A 25513-nucleotide genomic window follows, 5' to 3' on the forward strand; every position below is an offset into this window, starting at 1 on the left:
GATGAACGCTCGAACCGCACCCGAACTGCTCGAACCCATTGCGACGGACTCGGTCAATCGACTGTCCAACGCCCACCTGGACGCGCTGGAAGAAGAAGCGATCTTCGTCCTGCGCGAAGTCGCCGCTGCCTTCGAGCGCCCTGCGTTGCTCTTCTCGGGCGGCAAAGACTCGCTGGTGCTGCTCAAGTGCGCCGAGAAGGCCTTCGGCGCGGGCCGGTTGCCTTATCCGCTGCTGATGATCGACACGGGCCACAACTTCCCCGAAGTGACGCAGTTTCGCGACCAGCGAGCCCGCGAGCTTGGCGCCGAACTCATCGTGCGCAACGTCGAAGACTCGATGAAGCGAGGCACGGTGCGACTGGCGCATCCGGGCGAGTCGCGCAACGTGCACCAGTCCGTGACGCTGCTGGAGGCGATTGAAGAATTCCAGTTCGACGCGCTCATCGGCGGCGCCCGCCGCGACGAAGAAAAGGCACGCGCCAAGGAGCGCTTCTTTTCGCACCGCGACAGCTTCGGCCAATGGCAACCGAAGGACCAGCGCCCGGAACTGTGGACCTTGTTCAACACGCGCCATGCGCCGGGCGAGCACTTCCGCGTCTTTCCGATCTCGAACTGGACCGAGCTCGACGTCTGGCAGTACATCGCACGCGAACACGTCGCACTGCCGTCCATCTACTACACCCATCGCCGCGATGTCGTGGAACGCCGTGGCCTGCTGGTGCCGGTCACCGAGCTCACGCCGCCTCGCGAGGGCGAGCAGGTCGAGCAGCGCGACGTGCGGTTCCGCACGGTGGGCGACATCACCTGCACCTGCCCCGTCGAGAGCCTGGCAGCCAACGCCGGTGAGGTGGTGATCGAGACCTTGGTGGCGGAAGTCAGCGAACGCGGCGCGACGCGGATGGACGACAAGACCTCCGACGCCTCGATGGAAAAACGGAAAAAAGACGGGTACTTCTGAACCCCTTGAACATGACCACTGTTGAAACTCAAGAGCGCACAACGAGCGCGGCGCACGACGGCGACACGGGGACGGCCCTTCGCTTCATCACCTGCGGCAGCGTCGACGACGGCAAGAGCACGTTGATCGGTCGTCTGCTGGTGGACAGCAAGGCCGTGCTGCAGGACCAACTGGCCGGCGTACAGCGCGGGGGCACGCATGACCTGGCACTGCTGACCGACGGCCTGTCGGCAGAGCGCGAACAAGGCATCACGATCGACGTCGCCTACCGCTACTTCTCGACCGCCAAGCGGAAGTTCATCATCGGCGACGCGCCCGGCCACGAGCAATACACCCGCAACATGGTCACCGCCGCATCCAGCGCCGACGCGGCGGTGGTGCTGGTCGATGCGACCAAGCTGCCCTGGGCGAAGAATGCGAACGCCGCCGAGCCCGCCGAACTGCTGCTGCAGACCCGCCGCCATACGCTTCTGGCGCATCTGCTGCGCGTGCAGTCGATCGTGTTCGCCGTCAACAAGCTTGACGCGGTCGATGACGCCACAGGCGCGTTCGAACGCATCTCGGCCGCACTGCGCGCTTTTGCCGAGGCGGCCGGCGTGCAGGTCACGGCCATCGTCCCGATTTCCGCGCTGGAAGGCTGGAACGTGGCCGAGAAGCGCGCCGATTGGTGCGGCTACACCGGTCCCGGCCTGCTGGAACTGCTGGAGTCGCTGCCCGTCACCGCCCCCGATCAGGCCGTGCCCTTCGCCTTTCCGGTGCAATGGGTCGAGAAATTCTCGTCGTCGTCCGACACGTCGCAGGGTCGGCGGGTGTTCTGGGGCCGCGTCGGCAGCGGCCAGGTCGAGGCCGGCCAGGCCGTCGAAATCCTGCCCGGCGGCCAGACCGCCACGGTGGCGCAAGTGCTGGACCATGCCCGCCAGCCGGGGCCGGTGGGCGCAGGCCGCAGTGCCGGCATCGTGCTCGACCGCGAAGTCGACGTCTCGCGCGGCGACTGGCTGCTTGCGCCCGGCGTGGTGGAGCCCGTGCGCGAGCTGAAAGCGACCATCGCCTGGCTGGACGACGAGCCGCTCGTGGCCGGGCGCGTCTATTGGGCGCTGCAAGGCCACCGCTGGGTCAAGGCCAAGGTGCAGCGCGTCACGGGCCGCATCCACATCGGCACGCTCGAAACCGAGGCGGCAGACAGGCTCGAAGCCAATGCCATCGGCGAGGTTGTGCTCGCACTGCAGCAACCGCTGGCCGTGCTGCCGTATGCGCAATCGCGCAGCCTGGGCGCCCTTGTTCTCGTCGACACCGCATCGCACCGGACCGCCGGGGCGGTGCTGGCCAAAGCCTGACTCCAGCCTGTGTCTTCATGGGCCGACGCGGCCCTGAAGGCGCAATCAACATCAAGTACGTACAATTAAGGGTTTCCCGAATGAAACCCACTCTCGAAGTCCAATGACCCACGTCGTCTCCGAATCGTGCATCCGCTGCAAATACACCGACTGCGTCGACGTCTGTCCGGTGGACTGCTTCCGCGAAGGCCCGAACATGCTCGTCATCGATCCTGACGAATGCATCGATTGCGCAGTGTGCATCCCCGAGTGCCCGGTCAACGCGATCTACGCCGAGGAAGACCTGCCGGCCGAGCAGCTCGCCTTCATCAAACTCAACGCCGAACTGGCCCAGGCCGACGGCTGGAAGAGCATCACCAAGCGCAAGGCCGCGCTGCCTGATGCCGATGACTGGAAAGACAAGACCGGCAAGATCTCCGAGCTGGTCCGCTGACGCCTCCTTCGCCCACGCCGATGAGCCTTGCGCCGATCGAGTGTGATGCGCTGGTCGTCGGGGCCGGTCCGGTCGGCCTGTTCCAGGTCTTCCAGCTCGGCCTGCTCGAAATCTCCTGCCACGTCGTCGATGCACGTCCGTCGGCAGGGGGACAGTGCTCGCAGCTGTACGGCGACAAGCCCATCTACGACATTCCCGGCACGCCCGTGACCACCGGCACCGGCCTGGTGGAATCGCTTCTGCGTCAGGTCGAGCCTTTCGCGCCCCATTTCCATTTCGGGCAGCAGGTGTCCACGCTCGAACGGCAGGACGACGGACGCCTTCTGCTGGGCACCTCGCGTGGCCAGTCATTTCTGGCGCGCACCGTCTACATCGCCGCTGGCGTCGGCGCATTTCTGCCGCGCCACATCGCCCTGCCGGGCCTGCCCGACTTCGAGGGCACGCGCCTTTTCTATCACCCCGAATCGCTGGAGCGCTTCGCTGGCCAGACGGTCGTCGTCCAGGGCGGCGACGACGAGGCCTTGGCTGCGGCGCTCGCGCTGGTGGATCGGGCCGCGCAGGTGACGCTCGTCCATCGGCGCGATGTGTTCCAGGCCGACGAGACACTGCAGGCGCAGGTGCGCGCGGCCATCCGTGCGGGCCAGATCAAGCTGGTCATCGGCCAACCCTCGGCGTTCGATGCACATCGGATGCAGCTCGAAACGCCCGAAGGTGCGTCGCTGCATCTCGAGCTCGATGCCTGGCTTGCCTATCCGGGCATTTCGCCGCGGCTCGGGCCCATTGCCGACTGGGGCCTGCAGCTCGCCCGAAAGCAAGTGCCGGTGGACACGGAACGCTTCCAGACCTGCGAGCCGGGCGTGTTCGCCGTCGGCGACGTCAACACTTATCCGGGCAAGAAGAAGCTGATCGTCTGCGGCTTTCATGAAGCCACGCTGGCCGCCTGGGCCGGCGCAGCCATCGTCTTTCCGGACAAGGCGATTCCACTTCAGTACACGACCACCAGCACTCGCCTGCACGAGCTGCTGGGCGTCGATCACCCGGTCCGCTGAACGCCCCTTGCGCCCTTGCAGGCGCTTGTCCGAAGTCAAGGCGGGCGCCCGGTGGCCGCCCTACAATAGACGCTCTCTCGCTAGGGGTGCCGGGCCTTCTCCGAAGGCCGGCTGAGATCAAACCCTTTGAACCTGAATGAGGTAATCCTCGCGCAGGGAAGCTGGTGCCCCGCCTGCGCTCCTGGAGTTGCAGGCCCACCTTGCCCACCTGCCAAACATTTGCACAGAGGCAACTGAATGGCATCGAACACATCTTCCTCCCTCCCCTCCGGCAACGCCGCGGCGCCCGCCAACGAGGCATTGACGCCACTGTCCGACGAGGCCAGGGTCTTTCGCTGGAACGACCACCTGTCGCTGTGGTTCAGCCTTGGCGTGGGCTTGCTGGTCATGCAGGTCGGCGCCTATCTGGTGCCGGCCGTCGGCACGCGCGACGCCGCCATCGCGATCGTTCTGGGTTCATGCATCGGCGCGGGGTTGCTGGCATGGACGGCGCACATCGGCTGCCAGAGCGGCCTGGCCAGCGCGGGCCTGATGCACCGCACCTATGGCAGCGCCTTCGCTCGCCTGCCCGTCGTACTCAACATCGTGCAGCTTGTCGGCTGGACCACCTTCGAACTGGTGGTGATGCGCGAAGGCACCCAGGCCATCGCCAAGCAGGCATTCGGCATCGCGGCCGACGGCATGGCCGGCGTGGTGATCACGACGGCCATCTGGGGCGCGGTGCTGCTGGCGCTGCTTTCGGGAACGATGGTGGGACTGGTGCGGCGCTTCGTCAGCCGCTTCGGGTTGCCGCTCGTCGTGCTCTCTCTGATCTGGTTGACGTGGCAATTCGCGGTCCACGCACATGCCAAGGGTCTGGACGCCTTCTGGTCGCGGCCGGGCGATGGTTCGATGGGCCTGTTCAGCGCGCTGGACCTGGTGATTGCCATGCCGGTGTCCTGGTTGCCGCTGGTGGCCGACTACGCGCGACACGGGCGGCGTGGCGCCGGCGGCGGCGCCTTTGCAGGCACGTGGCTCGGCTATGCGGTGGCCAACATCTGGTGCTACGGGCTCGGCGTGCTGGTGGTCAGCGTGGCCGAGCCGGGCACCTCGCTGGTGACGGCGCTGCTGCTGGCGCAGGGCGGCCTGCTCGCGCTGGGGCTCATCCTCGTCGACGAACTCGACAACGCCTATGGCGACGTCTATTCAGGCTCGGTCAGTGCGCACAGCCTGAAGCCGGGCTGGAGCGTTCGCCGCTGGGGGCTGGCAATCGCCGTGCTGTGCATCCTGCTGGCGCTGGTGCTGCCGATGCACAGCCTCGAGCCCTTCCTTCTGATGCTCAGTTCGGTGTTCGTGCCACTCTATGGCGTGATCCTGGGACGCATGGGCACCGGGCAAGGCTGGGCGAATGCGACTTCGCGCAGCGTCGACTGGAGCGCGGCGCTCATCTGGATTTCGGGCATTGCCGTCTACCACTTGTGTGGGCAGTTGGCACCGCAGTGGGGCAGCGCCCTGCCGGCGCTCGCATTGACCTTCGTGCTGGCGAGAGCTAGTCGCCCGTCGTCAGCGGCAGGCGGTGCATCGGCACTGGCGCAAAACCGTGGTTGAGCGGACCGTGGCCGTGTCCCACCTGCACCTGCGCACCGGCCTGCATGGCCGAAACGATGTAGGTGCGTGCGCGCTGAACGGCTTGCTCCAGCGGCAAGCCCAACGCGAGGTGGGCGGCGATGGCCGACGAAAGCGTGCAGCCGGTACCGTGCAGGTTTCGGCTGTGAATGCGCGCCGAGGACAGACGCAAGGTCTGGCCGCCGCGACCGGCCAGCAGATCGACCACCTCTTCGCCCGGCAGGTGTCCGCCCTTGAGCAGCACGTGGTTCGCGCCCAGTTCCAGCAACTCAGCGGCCGCGCCATCAAGGGCCTCCACGCCATCGATGGGCCGCCCGATCAGCAGGGCTGCTTCGTCCAGGTTCGGCGTCACCACGACCGCACGGGGGAAAAGCTCGCGCACCAGCACGCTCACCGTCTGCTCGGCGATCAGCCGGTCGCCGCTCGTGGCGACCATCACGGGGTCGAGCACGACGTTAGGAAGTCGGTAGTGATCGATGGCCCACGCCACCACTTCGACCACCTCGGGCGCATGCAGCATGCCGAGCTTGACGGCATCCACGCCGATGTCTTCCACCACCGCCTGGATCTGGGCCTTGAGGAATTCGGGTGGCACGGCATGGATGCCCGTCACACCACGCGTGTTCTGCGCCGTGAGCGCGGTGATGGCGCTCATGCCGTAGCAGCCCAGGGCCGCGAAGGTCTTGAGATCGGCCTGGATGCCGGCCCCGCCACCGCTGTCCGAACCGGCAATGGTCAGGACGCGGGCATAGCGCGCACCTTGCGGCGCGTCGGTGTGGTTGGTGCTGCTCATGAACAAAATTATCTGCCACCCGCGCCCCAGCCATCTTCGAAGCGCCTCCCCGCCCTCCAATGCCTGAACCGATGAAGTCCGCCGATCTGCCGTTGCGCACCGCCGCCGTTCTTGGTGGCGGGCTGATGGGTCGCCTGCTCGCGCTCGAACTGGCCCATGCCGGATGCCAGGTCGACCTGTTCGAAGCCGGCAGTGCCGATGCCGAAGGTGCCGCCGCGCGCGTGGCCGCTGCCATGCTCGCGCCCCTGGCCGAATCCGCCGTCGCGCCGGCGCCGCTGGTGCGAATGGGGCACCACGCCCTCGACCGCTGGCCGCAGCTTCTGGCCCGGCTGAGCGAGCCGGTCTTCTTCCAACGAGAAGGCACGCTGGTGCTGTGGCACCGCCAGGACACGGCCGAAGCGCAGCGCTTGGCCCGGGTGCTCGAATCGACCGCCCGCGCCGTGCCCGAACTGCCCGCCATGCAGCAAATCGACAGTGCAGGCATCGCCAGCCTCGAGCCGTCGCTGGGGCAGCGCTTTGCGCGCGGCCTCTTCCTTCCGGGCGAGGGGCAGCTCGACAACCGGGCGCTGCTTGCCACATTGCTCGCGACGCTGCAGGCGAGCGCGAACGTGCGCCTGCACTGGCACAGCGCGCGATCGCCCGACGAATTCAGCCCCGGTGCCCCAGGCCAGCCGGACTGGGTCTTCGACTGCAGGGGCCTGGGCGCCAAGCCCCAATGGAATACGTTGCGTGGCGTGCGCGGCGAAGTGATCCGCGTGCATGCGCCCGAGGTCGGCCTGTCGCGCCCCACCCGCCTGGTGCACCCGCGCTATCCGCTCTACATCGCGCCCAAGCCCGAGGGCGTCTTCGTCATCGGCGCCACCGAGATCGAATCGGAGGACCGCTCCGCAGCCAGCGTACGCTCGACGCTGGAATTGCTCAGTGCCGCCTACGCAGTGCACAGCGGCTTCGCGGAGGCCCGCATCATCGAGATCGCCACCCAATGCCGGCCCACGCTGGCCGACAACCTTCCAGCCATCCGTCAGCCTCGGCCGCGCGTGATGCAAATCAACGGTCTTTACCGACACGGTTTCATGATCGCGCCTGCGATGCTGGACGTCGCCATGCAACTGCTGCGCGACGGCCATTCACCGCTGGCCACCCAATTCGGCCTGCCCGCCCTGTCCTGCCTCGACGCCGATGCGGCAGCGGCCATCGAAAGCACCATCCATCCATGAAGGTCCTGATCAACGACACCCCGCATGAGCTGGCAGCCACGGCCCGCCTGCCCGATGCCCTGGCCGCCATCGAGGCCAAGCCACCCTTTGCGGTGGCGATCAACAAGGAGTTCGTTCCGCGCTCGCAGTACGCCGAACGAGCGCTGCAAGCCGACGACCGCATCGAAGTGATCCGCCCCGTGACGGGCGGCTGAATCCATGACCACCACGCCCATCGACCAGACTGCCGACGAACTCGTCCTCTACGGCCAGCGCTTCAAGAGCCGCCTGTTGCTCGGCACAGCCCGCTATCCTTCGCCCGACGTGATGGAAGCGGCCGTGCGCCGTGCGCAGCCGGCCATGCTCACGGCCTCGCTGCGGCGCCAGACGGCCGGCCCGGGCACACCGGCCACCGACAACGGCTTCTGGGACATGCTGGGCCAGCTCAAGGTGCCGGTGCTGCCCAATACGGCGGGCTGCCACAGCATCGACGAAGTGGTCGCGACCGCGCAGATGGCGCGCGAGCTGTTCGACACCCCCTGGATCAAGCTCGAACTGATCGGCGACGACTACACCTTGCAACCCGACACGCTGCAGTTGGTGCAGGCGGCAGACATCCTCTTGCGCGACGGCTTCCAGGTGCTGCCCTATTGCACCGAGGACCTGGTGCTCTGCCAGCGCCTGGTCGACGTCGGCTGCCAGGCGGTCATGCCGTGGGCGGCGCCGATCGGCACGGGCCGAGGCCCCGTGAATCCCTACGCGATGCGCCTGCTGAGAGAACGACTGTCGGTGCCGCTGCTGGTCGACGCCGGGCTGGGCCTGCCCTCGCATGCTTGCCAAGTGATGGAATGGGGCTACGACGGCGTGCTGCTCAACACCGCCGTCGCGTTGGCCCAGGACCCGGTGGCCATGGCCGGCGCCTTCGCAGACGCGGTGGCGGCCGGCCGCGCAGCCTACCTCGCCGGCGCCATGGCACCGCAGGAATCCGCTCAACCCAGCACCCCCGTTCTTGGCACCCCTTTCTGGCACCACGGCAATGACTGAATCCAATCAAGACATCGCTCAGATGGCGCAGGCCATCCTTCGCGCACACGGCGCGCGCTTCGGCCTGGCCGAATCGCCGGCCACGGCACAGTTCACCAGCCAGGGCAGCACCTACCGCGCCGCCAAGACTGCTTGCATGGCGCTCGGCTTCATCGAGATCGACGCCGAATGCGTGGCACGCGCCTGGCAGGCACAAACCGATCGGCTGGGTCGGTTCGACGCCACCCTGTGGCCCGTGTCGCCGCTCGACTTCGGAATGCAGGTCTTGCCCGTGGCACAACGACCAGACGCCTTTGCACCTTGCCCACGGCAATTGGGGCTCTATGCGGTTCTGCCCGACGCCAAGTGGACGGGCCGCTGTGCCCGCGCCGGCGTGCCCACAGTGCAGTTGCGCTTCAAGTCCGACGACGACCTTGCCATCGAGCAAGAGGTGCATGCCGCGGTGGACGCAGTTCGCGGCACGGGTGCCCTGCTGTTCATCAACGACCATTGGCGTGCGGCCATTGCGGCGGGCGCCTACGGTGTCCACCTGGGCCAGGAAGACCTGGACGCGTTGCGCCCCGAAGAACTCTCGCAGATCCGTGTCGCCGGGCTGCGTCTGGGCGTCAGCACCCATGGCTACGCGGAGATGGTCCGTGCCGACGCCGTCAGCCCCAGCTACCTGGCAATGGGCGCGGTGTTCCCGACCACCTTGAAGAAGATGGCCACCGCGCCGCAGGGCCTTGCGCGGCTCGACGCCTATGCACGCCTGACGAGCCAGTATCCGCAGGTCGCCATCGGTGGCATCGACGCCGAGCGGCTGCCCGCCGTGCTGGCAACTGGCGTGGGTTCCGTCGCCGTCGTGCGCGCCATCATTGCGGCGGACGATCCCGAGGGCGCCTGCCGGGAACTGGGTCTGGTGATCGATTCGGCGACCGGGCGCCGCGGCGGCCAGTGAATGCCTAGGAGCGCGACGATCCGCGCAATTGCGGAAAGCGCTCCAGCATCTGACGCCCCAGCGCGGTGATGGCGATCGCCAGCGCAGGCGGCTGCATGTAGCCCGTCAACGTGCGAACGGGCGAAGGAATTTCAGCCCTGACATGGCCCGCCATCTTGAGGATGCGAAGGCCATCCACATCCGAACCATCGGTTACCGCCACGGGCAGCTCCGCCATCGAAAGCTTCTGCAGAAGAGTCAGCGACATGGGTGCGGAGCATACAGCGGCAAGCTCCATCCGCAGGAGCGAATTTGCCGCGCAGCGTTCAGCTCAGGATGCGTCCGTTGGCCCCGATCACCGCGACATCGACGAACTGGTTGCCCTCGCGGTTCGTACGCCCGTAGTTGATCTTGACGCCGCCGAGGTCGAAGGCCTCGATGCTGCCCAGAGCGGCCATCAGGGAAGCGCGCGAAGCGCCCGGACCGGCACGGCGCAAGCCTTCCATCAGCACCTGCGCGTTCATGTAGCCTTCCAGGCTGGGCAGCGAATATTCCTTGTTGCCGCTTGCAACCATGTCGGCCTGATAGCGGCGCACCACTTCAAAGCGCGTCGCATTCGGCGAAGGCACGACGATGGCGAAGCCAATGCCGCGCGCCGCATCGCCCAGGGGCGTCAGCGAGCTGGCGGTGATCGAAAGTCCATAGACGGTGCTGTTGCCCCCAGCCTTGCGCAAGGCCTTGATGAAAGCCGGCGCGGTACCGGCCAGGCCGGTGATGACCACTTGAGGCTCGGCCTTTGCGATGGCCGCGGCAGCGGGCTCCACTTCCATGCTGATGGTGCTGGGCGTGGTGGCGATGACCGCCGCTTGCAGGTTGTGGGCCTTGAGCGAGGCTTCGCACGCAGCCAGCACCGACGTGCCCAGCGGATCCTTGGAATGAACGATGCCGATGCGGTTGATGCCCAGAACGGCAGCCGTCGCAATCAGCTTTTCGACTTCCTGATCGTAATTGGCCCGCACCCAGAACGTGTTGGGCGCATTCTTCTTGCGCAGCGCCACCGTGCCGGTGTTGGGCCCCACAACGGCCATGCCGGGCACGGCGTCCATGATCTCGGAAGTCTGCCGCGTGCCCAGTGGCTGAAGCATGGCCAGCACCGAAGCATCGGCCGCAAATTCGAGGGCGTTGGCTTTGGCCACCTCGGGCTTGAACTTGTCGTCAGCCAGGACCAGTTCGATCTTCTGCCCGTTGATGCCACCGGCCTTGTTCACGGCGTTGAGGCACGCCATCGCGCCAGCGAAGAGACCCTGCCCGTTGGCCTTCTCCACGCCGCTGTTGTCCAGGCTGCAGCCGATGCGGACCGGCTTGGCCTGGGCGAACGCCGGTGCGCCCAGCATGCCTGCCATGGCGGCGCCGGCCATCTGGGTCAGGACGTGGCGGCGGGTGCTGCCTCTGCGCGAAGGGGTGAATGAAGTTGCACGGTCTTGCGTGTCGTTCATGGTTCCGTCTCACTCTCAGCTTGGCGTGGATCAGGTGTCGAGCCGCTTGCGTCACGGCCGGGCCGTGCGCGGTGTGCGGGGCGACGCGCAGAAGGCATTGCCATACGTTTTTTCGGCAACAACTGCATCCAAATGTATCTCAATGCAATGCTGGCAAGACGTGTTTTTTCCGCAATGCAGCAGGGATTGGCGATCCATTAATCCAAACGGTTTACACGCCTGTTGTTGCGAGAGAACGCAAGCCGCTCAAAGCGGCCACGGGGTGCCGAGCAACTTCATCATCGACATGCCGTTTCGCTGGCCCTTGTCCTCGTCGCAGTTGTTGAACACCACATGGGTGTTGCGCGCCTTGTAGGCCAGGCGCACCACTTCGGCGGCCAGGTCCTTCAGTTCGGCGTCGCCGTATTCGTAGTCGAAACGCTCGGCCGCCGAACTGGCGCCCCGAACGTTGTAGCTGTCCGTATTGCGTCCGTGCAGGCGCACGAGGGCGAAGTCCGGATGCGTGGCTTCGGCCAGCAGCGGGACGCTGTTGGCAAAGCCCTGCGGACCATCGACCACCGTGTGCACCGCCCGCAGACTGCGCACGAAGTCCAGCGTATCGGCGCGATGGGCGTCGCTGAACCAGGACTCGTGCCGGAATTCGATGCTGCACACGCATGCGCCCATCTGCTCCACGCAGTGCGCCACATGCGCCATGCCCTCGCGGTTGCGCACCAGCCAGGGCGGAAACTGAAAGTGCACCATGCCCAGCTTGCCTGCCGCCATCAACGGCGCCAGCGCATCATGAAAGCGCCGCCACAACTCGGCGCGGATGTCCTGAGGCATGTCGCGGTAATAGAACTGCCGCGGCAGCGGGCCATGCTGCGAGGCGAGCACCTGTTGAATGTCCTTGTGCAGGACCTGCGGCTGCGTCTGGTGTCCGGTGAACAGGCGAAACGCCTTGACGTTGAAGACGAAGGCGTCCGGCGTGCGCTCGGCCCAGGCCTGCGCCGTCGCGGGCGCGGGGATGGCGTAGTAGCTGGAGTCCACTTCCACCATCGGGAAGATCGAGGCGTAGTAGCGCAAGCGTGCCTCGGGCGTGCGAACCTGCTTCGGATAGAAGCGACCGCAGTCGATCAAGGTCTTGTCCGTCCAGGATGCGGTGCCTACGAGGATGCTCATGCGCTTGGCCTTGTCGGGAACATGCGGATTCGACGGGCGGCCTGCCCCGCCCCTGTGGTGCGCCAATCATCGTAGCCGTCTTGGCGCCCAAAGAAAAAGGGGCTGGCAAAACGCCAGCCCCTCGGTGCGACATGCGCAGCGGCTTACTTGCCGCCCATCGACGCTTCGATCTGCTTCTGGACCTTTTCCAGGTTGAACGAACCCGGCGTCTGGCTCGGCGGATAGTCCTTCATGGTCTGGAGGAAACGTGCCGCGAAGGCCTGCATCGGCGCGATCATGAAGACGCGCGACAGGAACCAGTCGTTGTACGTATTGGACGCATGCTGTGCCTTCTCGAACGGATCGCGCCGCAGGTTGAACAGCAGCGGAACGCGCAGTTCGACGAACGGCTCGCGCCACACACCGAAGCCCACGCCGCGGTTTTCCAGGAACACGGCCTTCCAGTCGTCATAGCGGATGGCAACCACCTGGCCGTCGTCGTTCACGTACATGAACTCGTGGCGCGGCGACTCCTTGACCTTGCCGGTCAGGTAGTCGTACTGGTTGTAGCCGTCGATGTAGTTCTTATAGCTGCGGCCGTTCAGGTCGACGCCCTTGGCCAGCTTGTCCTTGATGCCCGTGTCACCCGCGATCGCCGCGAAGGTGGGCAGCCAGTCCTCGTGCGAGAAGATGCCGTTGAGCGTGGTCCCGGCTGGGAAGTGCTCAGGCCAGCGAACGAAGGCCGGCACGCGATAGGCGCCTTCCCAGTTCGAGTTCTTCTCGCTGCGGAACGGCGTGGTTCCGGCATCGGGCCAGGTGTTGTAGTGCGGGCCATTGTCGGTCGAGTAGAAGACGATGGTGTCCTTGGCGATGCCCAGGTCGTCCAGCTGCTTGAGCAGTTGGCCCACCATGGCGTCGTGCTCGATCATGCCGTCGGTGTACTCGTCGTTGCCCTTGTGGCGGTTGGCTTGCTTGACGTGCGTGCGGAAGTGCATGCGCGTGGCGTTCCACCAAGTGAAGAAGGGCTTGCCGGCCTTGTGCTGACGATCGATGAAGTCCTTGGCCGCGGCCAGCGTCTCTTCGTCGACGGTCTCCATGCGCTTCTTGGTCAGCGGGCCGGTGTCTTCGCACTTGCCGTCGGCCTTGCACTTGAGCACGCCGCGCGGACCGAAGACTTCCTTGAACTTCTTGCCGTTGGCCATGACCATGTCGCCAGGGTAGTCCTCGTTCTCGGGCTCTTCCTCGGCATTCAGGTGGTAGAGGTTGCCAACGAACTCATCGAAACCATTGGCCGTGGGCAACATCTCGTCGCGGTCGCCCTGGTGGTTCTTGCCGAACTGGCCGGTGGCGTAACCGAGGCTCTTCATCACCGTGGCGATGGTGACGTCGGTCTTTTGCCAACCTTCCTTCGCGCCCGGAAGGCCAACCTTGGTCATGCCCGTGCGAACCGGCACGTTGCCACCCAGGAAGGCAGCGCGTCCGGCCGTGCAGGACTGCTGGCCATAGTAGTCGGTGAAGGCAACGCCTTCCTTGGCGATGCGGTCGATGTTGGGCGTCTGGTAACCCATCATGCCGCGGTTGTTGTGGCTGATGTTCCAGGTGCCGATGTCGTCACCCCAGATCACCAGGATGTTGGGCTTCTTGCCCCCGTTAGAAGCCGGCGTTGCCGGAGAAGTCGCGGGCGCCGCTGCCGGTGCCGCTGGCTTGACTTGCCCCTGGACCTGAGCCACCGCGGTGAGCGTGACGGCCAGGAATGCCGAGGCAGTCAGCAATCCTTTCCAACGAATCTTCATAAGCTCTCCATCCCAATTTTGGGTCCCTAGTGAAACCCCACCTTTAAAACGAGCATGAATGCCCGAAACGAGCGGCGAGCTTACTCGTAACACATGACTTTTGTCTCATCTTTAACACCATCATTGTTCAAGCGACTCAGGGCTGGGCGCTATGTCGCTTTCGTCATCACTTCGTACCTCACCCGCGTGTGCAAGCAGGTCTCGCACCTGGCCCAGCAATTCGGTCAGGCGCGCCCGGTCATCCGGAAGCATCTCCGCAAACAGAGAAACCACCCATGATTCATGGACGGTGGCAATGCGCTCGAACACCTCGCGCCCCAATGGCGTGAGGCGCACGAGATACGAACGCCGATCATGCGGATCGAGTTCGCGCGTCACCCATCCTTCCTTCTGCAACTCCCGCGTCAAGCCGGTCACGTTGCCGCCCGTCACCATCAGGTAGTTGGACAGGGCTCGCATGCTCAGGCCGCGCTCGTAGCGATAAACCTGCGCCATGTAGTCGAAGCGCGCGAGCGTCATGCCGAACTGCGCGCGCAGCCTCCGGCGCAGCACCTGCTGAATCTCGATGTTGCAGGCCATCATGCGCAGCCACAGCCGCAACGACTGGTGGTTGTCCTCGGTAAATCGGGCTTCGAAACCGAGCGACTCGCGCTCCTGCTCAGGGCGGCGATGAAATCCTCTTGGCATGCGTGGGCGGTGCGAAACGTGGAACTTGGTAACGATAGCAGCGCAACAGTCAACACTCAGACGGAAGCATGCGTCCGAATCATGAAACCGGTTGCAAAAACCCCTCGCCCTGCGGATGAACTGTGAATTTGTGTCTCAATTAACTTACACTTAGTGAATGCGAGTGATTCGCACTTGTCTTCCGTGTATGCGACGACGCCATTCGTACGATGACTGCTGCTTCCCCGCCTCAATGGATCTCTGAACGATTGGCACGATGACGAAGATTGATCGCATCGAGCTATCGCAAGGCAGAGGGCATCGCGCCCATTCCCCCAGGCCCTGCCGCAACGCCGAACAAATGATGGGTCTGCCCGCCAGGGCCCGACGCGTGGCCCCCTTGCTCTCCCGCATCGTCGCTGCGATCGCAGGCGGCTACGCGCTCGCCGCGCTGGCTAGCGTGGCCGCCCTGGCGTTGCCCATGGCCAAGACGCAAGCCGTGCTCACCGGCATGCTGGCCAGCTTCTCGATCTACACAGGCGCCGTCATCTGGGTGTTTGCGGTGCGCAGTGCCACGCGCGCCTGGGTGGGCCTGCTGGTTGCCGCCGCGGTGCTGCTTCCGGCGGCGTGGTCCGTGTGGCACGCCGGACCATCGACATGAACAAGCGCATGAGCGCAACCCGAACCGCCACGTCGCCCAAGCCTCGCGGCATCCGGCAGACCATGTCGGACCTGCACATCTGGGCCGGCCTGCTGCTCGGTTGGGTGCTGTACGGCATGTTCCTCACCGGCACAGTGAGTTATTTCAAGGACGAGATCTCGCAGTGGGCGCGGCCCGAGTTGCCGCACCAGTCCAGCGTGCCCGATCCGGCAGATGTTGCCCAGCGCGTCGCCGAGGAGCTGGGCCGCATCGCGGCCGGCAGTACGCAGTGGAGCATCGGCCTGCCGACGGCGCGCGACAACACCGCCGATGCCTTCTGGCGGCTTCCCGCCGCGCAGCCGGGCCAACGGCGCTTCGGGCAGGCGACCTTCGATCCGCAAACCGGCCACAAGGTGACAGCGCGCGACACGACAGGCGGAGAGTTCTTCTACCGCTACCACTTCCAGTTCCACTACATGCCCGTGTTCTGGGGACGATGGCTCGCCGGGCTGGCCGCCATGTTCATGCTGGTGGCGATCGTCAGCGGCGTGATCACTCACAAGAAGATCTTCAGCGACTTCTTCACCTTCCGCTGGGCCAAGGGCCAGCGCTGCTGGCTCGATGCGCACAACGCGCTGTCGGTGTTCGGGCTGCCGTTCCATCTGATGATCACCTACACCGGCCTGGTGACGCTGATGGCGATGTACATGCCCTACGGCGAGCGCATGGCCTTCAAGACGCCTCAGGAGCGTCAGCAACTCACGCGCGAACTCAACGCATTCATCCAGCCAGGCAAACCCAGCGGCCGCCAGGTCGAGCTGGCGTCGGTGCGAGGCATGGTCCGCGAGGCCCAGTCCCTCTGGGGGCGGGACAACATCGCGCAAGTGACGATCACGCTGCCAGGCGATGCAGCCTCCCGCGTGGCGGTGGCGCGCGGCGAGAAGGCACGCACATCGATGAGCCCGCAGTACCTGCTGTTCGACGGCAGCACAGGCAAGCTTCTGGAAACGCACGACCACGTGGGGCCGGCAGCCGAAACGCGCGGTGTGATGTATGCGCTTCACCTCGGCCGATTCGGCGACACGGCCACACGCTGGCTTTACTTCCTGGTCAGCCTGGCTGGAACGGCGATGGTCGGCACCGGCCTGGTCATGTGGACCGTGAAGCGGCGGCAGAAGCTGCCCGACCCTGATCGGCCCTACTTCGGCTTTCGCGTAGTCGAACGCCTCAACATCGCTTCCATCGCGGGCTTGTCGATCGCCATGGCTTCCTTCCTGTGGGCCAATCGCCTGCTGCCGAATGCGCTCGCGCAGCGCGCGGAGTGGGAGATCCATGTCTTCTTCATCGCATGGCTGGTGACTTTGGCACATGCGGTATGTCGACCGGCTCGGCGCGCGTGGGTGGAGCAGTGGTGGATGGGCGCGGCATTGCTGGCCGGCCTTCCCCTCCTGAACATGCTCACGACCGAGCGGCCGCTCTGGCGCAGCTTGGCCGATGGCGACTGGGTGTTTGCCGGCTTCGACCTCATGTGCTGGGCGTTTGCCGCGCTGCACGTTCGTTTTGCACTGCGCAGCGCGCGGCACCAGACCCCGGTTCCGCGCGGCAAACGCGCGCAACCGCAACAGCAGGCCGGCGCAGTGCTCGTCGCGCCACCGATCGCGAGGGACCCTGCGCCATGAGCCATCTCGCGATCTTCGTGCCATGCCTGCTGGGTTTTGCATTGCTGGCGCTGGCGATGGATCGGCACCAAGAGGCCTTGTTCAAGACCGCCCTGCCAGCCCGTGCCACGCTCGGCCTGCGCTTGGGCGGCTGGATCGGGCTGCTGCTCGGCCTGTTCGTCGCCGTGCGCGCGCAAGGCTGGTCGCTGGGGCTGGTGAGCTACAGCGGGCACACGAGCCTGTGCGCCGGCGTGGTGTTCGTGGTACTCCTGCTGCTGCAGCGGCGCTGAAGGCACCGGGCAACGCGCCCAAAACGTAGACTGTGCGCATGACACCATGCATTGCGCGCGGCAAGCCATGAACGCCGACTGGGCTTCGTTCGAGCATTCGCTCGACACCGCTGGCCATGCCGTACTGCCGGCACTCCTGACGCCGGATCAATGCGCCGAGTTGGCCGCGCTTTACCCGAAGTCGGAGGGCTTTCGTAGCCGCGTCGTCATGGAGCGGCACGGATTCGGCCGTGGCGAATACAAGTACTTCGACTATCCCCTGCCGCCGCTGCTCGACCGGCTCCGCCACGAGCTCTACCCTCGCCTGGCACCCATCGCCAACCGATGGAATGCGCTGCTGGGCACGGACACGCGCTACCCGGACCGGTTGGATGAGTATCTGCAACGCTGCCACCAAGCGGGACAGACGCGCCCGACGCCCCTGATCCTCCAGTACCAAGCCGGCGACTACAACTGCCTGCATCAAGACTTGTATGGCGAGCACGTGTTTCCGCTGCAACTGACCATCCTGCTGTCACGAGCGGGCGAGGACTTCATCGGCGGCGAGTTTGTCATGACCGAAACCGCGTCCTCCGGCCAGCGCGCGGAGGTGGTCGTGCTCGACCAGGGCGATGCGGTGGTTTTCGCCGTCAACCACCGCCCCGCGCAGGGCCGACGCGGCGGGACGCGAAAGGTCGCGATGCGCCACGGCGTCAGCCGGCTACGCAGCGGTCGGCGCCACACCATCGGCCTGATCTTCCATGACGCGATCTGACCGGCGCGCCGTCGGCATGACGCTTGACCTCTTTCCCCCGCCCGAGCCCGGCACCAAGGACCGACTGGGCCCGGACTCGTTCGTCCTGCGCGGCCTTGCCCTGCCCCGCGTCGACGCACTGCTGCCGGCCATCGAAGACGTCGCGACGCGGTCGCCGTTTCGGCACATGGTCACGCCGGGCGGATTCACGATGTCCGTCGCCCTGACCAACTGCGGTGAATTGGGCTGGACCAGCGATCGGCGCGGCTACCGCTATTCGGCGATCGACCCGCTCAGCAACGCGGTCTGGCCAGCCATGCCGGCCGTTTTCGCTCAACTGGCGAGCGAAGCCGCGTCGGCGGCGGGCTTCGCTGCCTTCCAACCCGACGCCTGCCTGATCAATCGCTACGAACCGGGATCGCGCCTTTCACTGCACCAGGACCGCAATGAGCGCGATCTCGGCGCGCCGGTGGTTTCGGTCTCGCTCGGCATGGACGCCGTTTTTCTCTTCGGCGGATTGGCTCGCAGCGACAAGGCGGCCCGCATCACCTTGCACCATGGCGACGTGGTCGTTTGGGGCGGCGCCGATCGACTGCGCTATCACGGGATCATGCCGATGGTCGATGCGCCCCACGCGCTGCTCAGTCGCCAGCGCATCAACTTCACCTTTCGCAAGGCGGGATGATCAGCATGACCGCCGAAGGCGTCGCTGACGCGCTGGCCCGCCTCGACTGGCACGAAATGGGCGCCCAACTGGACGAGGAAGGCTATGCGCTGATCCCGAATCTCTTCAGCCCGCAAGCGGCCCTGGCGTTGGCTCAACTCGCTACGTCCTCAGCCGGCTTGCGACCGATACGACTGGAAAACCTCGATCTCGGCCAGGGCGAGATGCATGTTCTGCACGATCCCTTAGCGCCCGTTCTGACCACCTTGCGCTCGGCGCTCTACCCTCCTCTGGCGACCATTGCCGATCGCTGGAACGAGAGGCAAGGTCTGGATGTGCGATATCCACGATCGTTCGATGCTTCTGCCCTCGTCCGGCCGCAGCCTGGACAAGAGCCCTCGCCGCCCCACCTGACGCGCTTGCTCGAAGACGACTTTGTCGCCCTGCACCTGTGCGCTGGCGCTGGCGCTGGCGGCGAATGCGCGCTTCCGCTGCGACTCGTGGCGCTGCTGTCCCGACCGGGCGAGGATTTCGATGGCGGAAACTTGATCCTGACCGAGCAGCGCCCGCGCATGCAGTCCAGGCCGGCGGTGATCCCGCTGCAGTTCGGCGACGCCGCCGTCATCTGCGCCAACCAGCGTCCTGTCCAGGGCAGGAGCGGGATCTATCGCGTCACCGTCCGGCACGCGATCAGCCGCGTTCTCCGTGGGTCCCGCATCGGGCTCGAACTGTCGTTTCAGGCCTACGCGCCGCCGCATCGGTGAGGACGCAAAATGGGATTTGAACACCGTGCAGAGGATCGCCCCATGACTCAAGATCGGAAGCTGGCCTTGCGCCTCAGCCAATGGGCACTGGTGGCCTTGGTCGCAATGCTGGCGTTGGCAAACCATGCGTTCGCGCAAGCGGACAGCTGCGAAAGCATTCGTGCCCAGATCGAATCGAAGATCGCCGCGTCTGGTGTCACGCAATTCACTGTGACAGTGGTCGACGCCGACGACACCAGTGCCAAGGGGCAGACCGTGGGCACGTGTGGCCTGGGCACCCGCAGGATCGTCTACGACCGCCAGACCGAGGCGGTCGGGACGACCGGCGCGGCCGCACCGGCGCCTCGAGCTGCTTCACCCATCTTGACCGAATGCCGCGACGGCTCGACACCGGTCAATGGCGTTTGTGCGAACTAGCCAGGCTCACTCCCACTCGATCGTCGCAGGCGGCTTGCTCGAGACGTCGTACGTGACGCGGTTGATGCCGCGCACCTCGTTGATGATCCGCCCCGACACCTTCTTGAGCAGCGCATAGGGCAGCTCGGCCCAGTCGGCGGTCATGAAGTCGCTGGTCTGGACGGCGCGCAGTGCCACCACGTAGTCGTAGGTGCGCCCGTCGCCCATCACACCCACGCTCTTGACCGGCAGGAACACGGTGAAGGCCTGGCTGGTCAGGTCGTACCAGGTCTTGCCGCTGGCCTCGTCGCGGAAGTTGCGCAGTTCTTCGATGAAGATGGCGTCGGCCTGGCGCAGCAGGTCGGCATATTCTTTCTTCACCTCGCCCAGGATGCGCACGCCCAGGCCAGGGCCCGGGAACGGGTGGCGGTAGACCATCTCTGGCGGCAGGCCCAGCGCAACGCCCAACTCGCGGACCTCGTCCTTGAACAGGTCACGCAGCGGCTCCAGCAACTTGAGCCCCAGTTGTTCAGGCAGGCCGCCCACGTTGTGGTGGCTCTTGATGGTGACGGCCTTCTTGCTCTTGGCGCCGCCCGATTCGATCACGTCGGGATAGATCGTGCCCTGAGCCAAGAAGGTCGCGCCCTTGTGTCCGGCGGTGCCGGCCTTGAGCTTGGCGGCCTCCTGCTTGAACACCGTGACGAATTCGGCCCCGATGATCTTGCGCTTGGCTTCCGGGTCGCTGACGCCGGCAAGCTTGCCCAGGAACAGGTCGCTCGCATCCACGCGGATCACGCGCGCATGCAGCTTGCCCTCGAACATGTCCATGACCATGTCGCCTTCGTTCAAGCGCAGCAGGCCGTGGTCGACGAACACGCAGGTCAGCTGGTCGCCGATGGCGCGATGGATCAGCGCCGCGGCAACCGACGAATCCACGCCCCCCGAAAGACCCAGAATGACCTCTTCGTCACCCACCTGCTCGCGGATCAGCTGAACCGCCTCCTCGATGTGGTCGCGCATGATCCAGTCGGGTTCGACACCGCAGATGCCGAGCACGAAACGCTCCAGCAGCGCCTTGCCCTGGACCGTGTGCGTGACCTCGGGGTGGAACTGCACGCCGTAGAAATGGCGGTCTTCGTCGGCCATGCCGGCGATCGGGCAGCTGTCGGTCGACGCCATCAGCTTGAACCCCGGCGGAAGCTCGGTCACCTTGTCGCCGTGGCTCATCCAGACGTTGAGCATGCCGTGGCCTTCGGGCGTCGTGAAGTCGGCAATGTCCTTGAGAAGCGCGGTGTGTCCACGCGCACGCACGGCCGCGAAACCGAACTCCCGCTTGTGCCCTCCTTCGACCTTGCCACCGAGCTGGTGTGCCATGGTCTGCATGCCGTAGCAGATGCCCAGCACGGGTACGCCCAACTCGAACACGCCCTGCGGCGCCTTGTCGGTGCTCTCTTCGTAGACGCTGGCGTGGCTGCCGGAAAGGATCACGCCTTTGAGCGAGCCGTCCTTGGCGTATTCGCGCACCCATTCGTCAGTGACATCGCAGGGGTGGACTTCGGAATAGACATGCGCCTCGCGCACGCGCCGCGCGATCAACTGGGTGACTTGCGAGCCGAAGTCGAGGATGAGGATTTTCTGGTGCTGCATGGACGTCAGGGGCTAGAGATTCTTGAAGTTCGAGTCTGTGAAGTCGATCCACTCCCGGATGCCGGCCTTGTCTGCCTGGGTGCTCATCTCGCGGAAGAAGTGTTCGATGTAGGTGCGCGCCATCTCGTCGCGGTATTTGTCGCTCCACGCCTCGCCGTCTTCCTCTTCCGCACGGGCGGCTTGGTAATTGATGAGGCTGGACAAGGTCAGCAAGGTCGTCGGAAAGTCGACGAAATGAACGGGGCTGGTGGGCTTGGCCGGCAGGTAGACCGACAAAATGCCGCGCGGCCGGTTGCTCGACTTGTCCAGCGTACGGCTGCTGAGCTCGAAGCCGCGCTGGGCCAACACGGTCTTGAATACCTCGTGCGAGGCCGGATCGAGTTGTGCCAGGCTGGAAGGTCGATAGACGTAGATCTTGCCTGGATTGGGCTCGGCCTTGAGTGCATCGACCGCGCCAACCAAAAAGTTGTGGACGTATCCGTAAGCCAACGCGTAGCTGAGCGAATATCGATCGCGCTGATTGCCGGTATCCACGCGGTTCTGCATCGATGCCCAAACCGTGGCCAGCACACCGGCGATAGCCGCGCAGACCGTCGCCAGATTGGCCCAGGGCTCGAACGTGCCGTCGCCGGTGAACGCCCAGCTGACCGCCAGCGCAAAGGCCACGGTCGCCAGGACCGCGGTGATCAGCCCGCGCCCGCGAAAGCGCTGCCAGAGCAGCTTCAGGTAGTCGCGGTAGCGGGGCTTTTCCATCGGGCCGGTCCTGGGGCGAACGGCGCCGCGTCAGTCTGCCCGGTAGTTCGGCGCTTCCTTCGTGATCTGCACGTCGTGCACGTGGCTTTCGCGCACGCCGGCGGTGGTGATCTCGACGAATTCCGCCCGGCTCTTCATCTCGTCGATGGTCGGGCAACCGCAGTAGCCCATGGCGGCTCGGAGGCCACCGGCCATCTGGAACACGATGGAGACCATCGACCCCTTGTAAGGCACGCGCCCTTCGATGCCTTCGGGCACCAGCTTGTCGGCGTTCGGATTGCCGGTGGTGGCTTCCTGGAAATAGCGATCGGCACTGCCCTGCTGCATGGCGCCGATGGAGCCCATGCCGCGATAGCTCTTGTAGCTGCGGCCCTGGTACAGAACGATTTCTCCCGGTGCCTCTTCGGTGCCGGCGAACATGCCGCCCATCATCACGGTGCTGGCGCCGGCCGCGATGGCCTTGGCGATGTCACCGGAGTAGCGCACGCCTCCATCGGCGATCAGTGGCACGCCGGTTCCCTGCAAAGCGGTGGCGACGTTGTCGATCGCCATGATCTGCGGCACGCCCACGCCGGCGACGATACGGGTGGTGCAGATCGAGCCCGGGCCAATGCCGACCTTGACCGCGTCGGCGCCAGCGTCCGCCAGCGCACGGGCGGCGTCGCCGGTGGCAATGTTGCCGCCGATCACGTCGACTTGGGGGTAGTTCTTCTTGACCCAACGCACGCGCTCGATCACGCCAGAGCTGTGGCCGTGGGCGGTGTCGACCACGATGGCGTCCACGCCGGCCTTGACCAGCGCCTCGACGCGCTCCTCGGTACCGGCGCCGACACCCACTGCCGCACCCACACGCAAGCGGCCCGATGCATCACGGGCGGCGTTCGGGAAGCTGGTCTGCTTGGTGATGTCCTTGACGGTGATGAGCCCCTTGAGCGACCATTCCTTGTCGATCACGAGCAGGCGTTCAAGCTTGTGCTTGTTGAGCAGCGCCTTGGCATCCACAAGCTCTGCCCCGTCGTTGACGGTGATCAGCTTTTCGCGTGGTGTCATGATCTCGGACACCGGTACATCCAGGCGCGTTTCGAACCGCAGGTCGCGGCCGGTCACGATGCCGACGACGCGGCCGCCGTCCACCACCGGAAAACCGGAAATGCCCAGTTCCTCAGAGAGTTGCATCACCTGCAGAACCGTGTGCTGTGGGGTGATGACCACCGGGTCGCGCAGCACGCCCGATTCGTAGCGCTTGACGCGCGCCACCTGGGCGGCCTGCTCTTGGGCCGTGAGGTTCTTGTGAATGATGCCGATGCCACCTTCCTGGGCGATGGCGATCGCCAGTCGCGACTCGGTCACTGTATCCATCGCTGCGGAAACCAGCGGCAGATTCAACGTGATGTTGCGGGACAGGCGGGTGGCGAGGGATGTGTCCTTGGGCAGGACTTGGGAGAACGCTGGCACCAGCAACACATCGTCGAAGGTGAGCGCTTTGCCGAGAAGGCGCATGGCTGAAGCTCCAAAAGAACGATTGTAACGATTGATGCGTAGTTTCCCGGATCGTAGGCCTTAGTGCGTACGTCCAGCCGCACCCGGCGGCGCCTCGTGTCGCGGATTCACCGCGCCACGAGCGTCCGGACACCTGGATTCAGTTGCAAAAGGTAAGCAAGCGATAAACTCGCGCCCATGACTTACCTGCGCAGCCTGTGCTGGATTTGCCTTTGTGGCTTGCTGCCGTTGGTCGCCCATGCGCAATGGCGATGGACGGACAAGGACGGCCGGACAATTTTCAGCGACACGGCGCCGCCAGCGGACATTCCAGAGAAGAACATCCAGCAACGCGGCAGGCAGCCTGCGCCGCAGGCAGTTCCGCCATCGGTCGCTGGCGCCCCGAATGGCGCAGCGCCCGCCGCACCCGTTGGAACACCGCCTGCCCCTGGCGCCAACACCAAGTCCGCAGCCGACAAGGAACTCGAAGAGAAGGTGCGCAAGGCCGAGGAAGCCGAAAAAGCGCAGAAGGAGGCCGAGGCTCGCAAGGTGGCACAGGCCAAGGCGGAGAACTGCGACCGAGCCCGCCAGAGCAAGGCGACCTACGACAGCGGCATCCGCATTGCTCGCGTCAACAGCCAGGGCGAACGCGAGATTCTCGATGACGCCGCGCGCGCCCAGGAACTCCAGCGGATCCAGCAGGTGATCAGCACCGACTGCAAGTAGCCCTCAGTAGCCCGCCTTGGCGCCTTGACGCCGCCGCGCGAACAAGCCGGTCGCGCGTGCGCCCTGGCGCGCGAAGCGCTCACGTCGCGCCACCTTCGGATCGACCGTCAAAGGCCGGCACAGTTCGAGTCGATCGCCGTCGTGCAAGGATTGGCCCCAAGAAACCGCACGCCCCCAGACGCCGGGTTGCATCGATTCCATGTCGCTTTGCACGAGGCTGGCGGCCAATCCGCTGACCCGCAGGGCGTCGCCAACGCTCGTGCCCGAGGGCAAATGAAGCACTTCTTCGTGCACCACGCGCGGCGTGGGCGAGCAAACGAGCGTGACGCGGATCATGGCGAGGCCCCATAGACTTGGTCGGCTCGCTTGACGAATGCATCGACCAGCGTGTTGGCCACCTTGTCGAACACCGGGCCAACCAGTGAACGCAGCGCGACGTTGCTGAAGCCGTAGTTCAGCTCCAGCTCGACCCGGCAGGCACGCTGACCGGCCTCGCCGACGGGCGAGAAGCGCCATGTCCCATCAAGCTTGGAGAACGGGCCACTCACGAGCTTCAGATGGACTTCACGGCCCGGCACGTGGGTATTGCGTGTGGTGAACGCTTGGTGGAATCCGGCGAAGGCCAGGCCGACCTCCGCGGTCATGCCTGCATCGTCGCTCTCCAGCACGCGGGCACGATCGCACCAAGGCAGAAACTCGGGATATCGCTCGACATCGGTGACCAGAGCGTACATCTCCTGCGCGCTATACCAGATGAGGACGGATTTATTGACTGATTTCATTACTTAGAATCGGCGACGCGCGGGCGCAACGCATTGTATTGAAGCCATGTCGCCCTCACCTTGCTCATCATGGCTGCCTCCAAAAAGAAAACAGACGCTTCCGCCCGTATCGCCGACAACAAGAAGGCGGCGTACAACTACTTCTTCGAAGAGCGGTTCGAGGCCGGCATGGTGCTCGAAGGCTGGGAGATCAAGGCCCTGCGCGAGGGCAAGGCACAGCTGACCGACGGCTACGTGGTGATCCGCAATGGCGAGTTGTTCGTGCTCGGCTGCCAGATCAACCCGCTCAAGAGCGCCTCGACCCACGTCAATCCCGATTCGGTGCGGACGAAGAAGCTCCTGATGCACAAGGCCGAGATCCGGCGCTTGATCGGCAAGGTCGAGCAGAAGGGCTACACCCTAGTGCCTCTCAATCTCCACTGGAAGGCCGGCAAGGTGAAGTGCGACATCGCTCTGGCCAAAGGCAAGGCGGAACACGACAAGCGCGACACCATCAAGGACCGTGAAGGCAAGCGCGAGGTCGAGCGCGCCATGAAAAGCCGGAACCGTTGAATTGGA

29 protein-coding genes and 1 riboswitch are annotated in these 25513 nt (G+C 65.3%); of the genes, 18 read left to right on the plus strand and 11 right to left on the minus strand.

Translation table 11 applies throughout. The features are described from left to right. The first annotated feature begins 1 nt into the window (after position 1). From cysD to QTH91_RS22290, 5 genes are all read left to right on the plus strand, one after another. On the plus strand, positions 2–958 hold the full coding sequence (cysD, locus tag QTH91_RS22270; protein WP_286662352.1) for a sulfate adenylyltransferase subunit CysD: 957 nt from the start codon (positions 2–4) through the stop codon (positions 956–958). An 11-nt stretch (positions 959–969) separates the two neighbouring features. Next, complete coding sequence (locus QTH91_RS22275; protein ID WP_286662353.1) at positions 970–2292, plus strand: sulfate adenylyltransferase subunit 1; 1323 nt, start codon at positions 970–972, stop codon at positions 2290–2292. A 103-nt stretch (positions 2293–2395) separates the two neighbouring features. After that, complete coding sequence (gene fdxA, locus QTH91_RS22280; RefSeq protein WP_286662354.1) at positions 2396–2725, plus strand: ferredoxin FdxA; 330 nt, start codon at positions 2396–2398, stop codon at positions 2723–2725. Positions 2726–2745: 20 nt separating this feature from the next. Further along, positions 2746–3774 (plus strand): NAD(P)/FAD-dependent oxidoreductase, encoded by a 1029-nt coding sequence (locus QTH91_RS22285; RefSeq protein WP_286662355.1) that lies wholly within the window; start codon positions 2746–2748, stop codon positions 3772–3774. Between the two features lie 72 nt (positions 3775–3846). Next, a riboswitch (TPP riboswitch) is annotated at positions 3847–3950 on the plus strand. Positions 3951–4011: 61 nt separating this feature from the next. Continuing rightward, the gene (locus tag QTH91_RS22290; RefSeq protein WP_286662356.1) at positions 4012–5361 is read left to right on the plus strand and encodes a purine-cytosine permease family protein; all 1350 of its coding nucleotides are present in this window, start codon (positions 4012–4014) and stop codon (positions 5359–5361) included. Here the strand turns inward: QTH91_RS22290 and thiD are convergent. Then, positions 5303–6172: a bifunctional hydroxymethylpyrimidine kinase/phosphomethylpyrimidine kinase gene (thiD, locus tag QTH91_RS22295; RefSeq protein ID WP_286662357.1), complete on the minus strand. Its 870-nt coding sequence runs from the start codon at positions 6170–6172 to the stop codon at positions 5303–5305. The two genes, QTH91_RS22290 and thiD, sit on opposite strands and share 59 nt — an antisense overlap. 71 nt (positions 6173–6243) lie before the next feature. Between thiD and QTH91_RS22300 the strand changes: the two genes are divergently transcribed. The 4 genes from QTH91_RS22300 to QTH91_RS22315 are packed head-to-tail and all read left to right on the plus strand — an operon-like array spanning position 6244 to position 9349. Beyond that, positions 6244–7389 (plus strand): FAD-dependent oxidoreductase, encoded by a 1146-nt coding sequence (locus tag QTH91_RS22300; protein ID WP_286662358.1) that lies wholly within the window; start codon positions 6244–6246, stop codon positions 7387–7389. After that, entirely contained in the window at positions 7386–7583 is a 198-nt protein-coding gene (gene thiS / locus QTH91_RS22305) for a sulfur carrier protein ThiS (protein WP_286662359.1), read from the plus strand. The genes QTH91_RS22300 and thiS overlap by 4 nt, the downstream gene beginning before the upstream one ends. A 4-nt stretch (positions 7584–7587) precedes the next feature. Then, entirely contained in the window at positions 7588–8412 is an 825-nt protein-coding gene (locus QTH91_RS22310) for a thiazole synthase (RefSeq protein ID WP_286662360.1), read from the plus strand. Then, entirely contained in the window at positions 8405–9349 is a 945-nt protein-coding gene (locus QTH91_RS22315) for a thiamine phosphate synthase (protein ID WP_286662361.1), read from the plus strand. Before QTH91_RS22310 ends, QTH91_RS22315 begins: the two co-directional genes overlap by 8 nt. A 4-nt stretch (positions 9350–9353) precedes the next feature. Here QTH91_RS22315 and QTH91_RS22320 read toward each other — a convergent pair whose 3' ends face one another. The 5 genes from QTH91_RS22320 to QTH91_RS22340 all read right to left on the minus strand — a co-directional run bounded on the left by QTH91_RS22320 (position 9354) and on the right by QTH91_RS22340 (position 14444). Next, positions 9354–9596 carry a hypothetical protein gene (locus tag QTH91_RS22320; protein WP_286662362.1) on the minus strand — a complete coding sequence of 81 codons (243 nt, stop codon included), beginning with the start codon at positions 9594–9596 and terminating at the stop codon, positions 9354–9356. Positions 9597–9654: 58 nt separating this feature from the next. Beyond that, positions 9655–10824 (minus strand): ABC transporter substrate-binding protein, encoded by a 1170-nt coding sequence (locus QTH91_RS22325; protein WP_286662363.1) that lies wholly within the window; start codon positions 10822–10824, stop codon positions 9655–9657. A gap of 246 nt (positions 10825–11070) precedes the next feature. Then, positions 11071–11985, minus strand: coding sequence for a DUF72 domain-containing protein (locus tag QTH91_RS22330; protein WP_286662364.1), 915 nt, complete (start codon positions 11983–11985; stop codon positions 11071–11073). Positions 11986–12128: 143 nt separating this feature from the next. Then, complete coding sequence (locus tag QTH91_RS22335; protein WP_286662365.1) at positions 12129–13757, minus strand: arylsulfatase; 1629 nt, start codon at positions 13755–13757, stop codon at positions 12129–12131. A 120-nt stretch (positions 13758–13877) separates the two neighbouring features. Further along, positions 13878–14444, minus strand: a complete 567-nt coding sequence (locus QTH91_RS22340; protein ID WP_286662366.1) for a MarR family winged helix-turn-helix transcriptional regulator — start codon at positions 14442–14444, stop codon at positions 13878–13880. A 340-nt stretch (positions 14445–14784) separates the two neighbouring features. Here QTH91_RS22340 and QTH91_RS22345 point away from each other — a divergent pair, with 340 nt between their 5' ends. The 7 genes from QTH91_RS22345 to QTH91_RS22375 are packed head-to-tail and all read left to right on the plus strand — an operon-like array spanning position 14785 to position 19589. Then, positions 14785–15084 carry a DUF3649 domain-containing protein gene (locus tag QTH91_RS22345; protein ID WP_286662407.1) on the plus strand — a complete coding sequence of 100 codons (300 nt, stop codon included), beginning with the start codon at positions 14785–14787 and terminating at the stop codon, positions 15082–15084. 8 nt (positions 15085–15092) lie between these two features. Beyond that, positions 15093–16742, plus strand: coding sequence for a PepSY-associated TM helix domain-containing protein (locus QTH91_RS22350; RefSeq protein ID WP_286662367.1), 1650 nt, complete (start codon positions 15093–15095; stop codon positions 16740–16742). Next, entirely contained in the window at positions 16739–17011 is a 273-nt protein-coding gene (locus QTH91_RS22355) for a DUF3325 family protein (protein WP_286662368.1), read from the plus strand. Before QTH91_RS22350 ends, QTH91_RS22355 begins: the two co-directional genes overlap by 4 nt. 46 nt (positions 17012–17057) lie before the next feature. Beyond that, entirely contained in the window at positions 17058–17765 is a 708-nt protein-coding gene (locus QTH91_RS22360; protein ID WP_390368857.1) for a 2OG-Fe(II) oxygenase, read from the plus strand. 16 nt (positions 17766–17781) lie between these two features. After that, a complete protein-coding gene (alkB, locus tag QTH91_RS22365; protein ID WP_286662408.1) occupies positions 17782–18429 on the plus strand; it encodes a DNA oxidative demethylase AlkB in 648 nt (215 codons plus the stop codon). Then, complete coding sequence (locus tag QTH91_RS22370; protein WP_286662370.1) at positions 18426–19172, plus strand: 2OG-Fe(II) oxygenase; 747 nt, start codon at positions 18426–18428, stop codon at positions 19170–19172. Before alkB ends, QTH91_RS22370 begins: the two co-directional genes overlap by 4 nt. 42 nt (positions 19173–19214) lie before the next feature. Next, positions 19215–19589: a DUF1161 domain-containing protein gene (locus tag QTH91_RS22375; RefSeq protein WP_286662371.1), complete on the plus strand. Its 375-nt coding sequence runs from the start codon at positions 19215–19217 to the stop codon at positions 19587–19589. Between the two features lie 6 nt (positions 19590–19595). On the opposite strand, the gene guaA is transcribed toward QTH91_RS22375, so the two are convergent. Genes guaA through guaB form a run of 3 tightly spaced genes read right to left on the minus strand, consistent with a single transcriptional unit; the run spans position 19596 to position 23468 of the window. Continuing rightward, positions 19596–21215 carry a glutamine-hydrolyzing GMP synthase gene (gene guaA, locus QTH91_RS22380; protein WP_286662372.1) on the minus strand — a complete coding sequence of 540 codons (1620 nt, stop codon included), beginning with the start codon at positions 21213–21215 and terminating at the stop codon, positions 19596–19598. A 12-nt stretch (positions 21216–21227) separates the two neighbouring features. Then, positions 21228–21968: an STING domain-containing protein gene (locus QTH91_RS22385; RefSeq protein ID WP_286662373.1), complete on the minus strand. Its 741-nt coding sequence runs from the start codon at positions 21966–21968 to the stop codon at positions 21228–21230. 30 nt (positions 21969–21998) lie between these two features. Continuing rightward, positions 21999–23468, minus strand: a complete 1470-nt coding sequence (guaB, locus tag QTH91_RS22390) for an IMP dehydrogenase (RefSeq protein ID WP_286662374.1) — start codon at positions 23466–23468, stop codon at positions 21999–22001. 177 nt (positions 23469–23645) lie between these two features. Here guaB and QTH91_RS22395 point away from each other — a divergent pair, with 177 nt between their 5' ends. Further along, positions 23646–24173 carry a DUF4124 domain-containing protein gene (locus tag QTH91_RS22395; protein WP_286662375.1) on the plus strand — a complete coding sequence of 176 codons (528 nt, stop codon included), beginning with the start codon at positions 23646–23648 and terminating at the stop codon, positions 24171–24173. Positions 24174–24176: 3 nt separating this feature from the next. Here the strand turns inward: QTH91_RS22395 and QTH91_RS22400 are convergent, their stop codons facing one another. Together QTH91_RS22400 and QTH91_RS22405 are read right to left on the minus strand one after the other, a co-directional pair. After that, a complete protein-coding gene (locus QTH91_RS22400; RefSeq protein ID WP_286662376.1) occupies positions 24177–24509 on the minus strand; it encodes an RnfH family protein in 333 nt (110 codons plus the stop codon). Continuing rightward, positions 24506–24955, minus strand: coding sequence for a type II toxin-antitoxin system RatA family toxin (locus tag QTH91_RS22405; protein WP_286662377.1), 450 nt, complete (start codon positions 24953–24955; stop codon positions 24506–24508). Before QTH91_RS22405 ends, QTH91_RS22400 begins: the two co-directional genes overlap by 4 nt. A gap of 69 nt (positions 24956–25024) precedes the next feature. Between QTH91_RS22405 and smpB the strand changes: the two genes are divergently transcribed. Continuing rightward, the gene (gene smpB / locus QTH91_RS22410) at positions 25025–25507 is read left to right on the plus strand and encodes an SsrA-binding protein SmpB (protein WP_286662378.1); all 483 of its coding nucleotides are present in this window, start codon (positions 25025–25027) and stop codon (positions 25505–25507) included. Positions 25508–25513 lie beyond the last annotated feature (6 nt).

It is taken from the genome of Variovorax dokdonensis, assembly GCF_030316895.1.
GTDB lineage: Bacteria > Pseudomonadota > Gammaproteobacteria > Burkholderiales > Burkholderiaceae_C > Variovorax > Variovorax dokdonensis.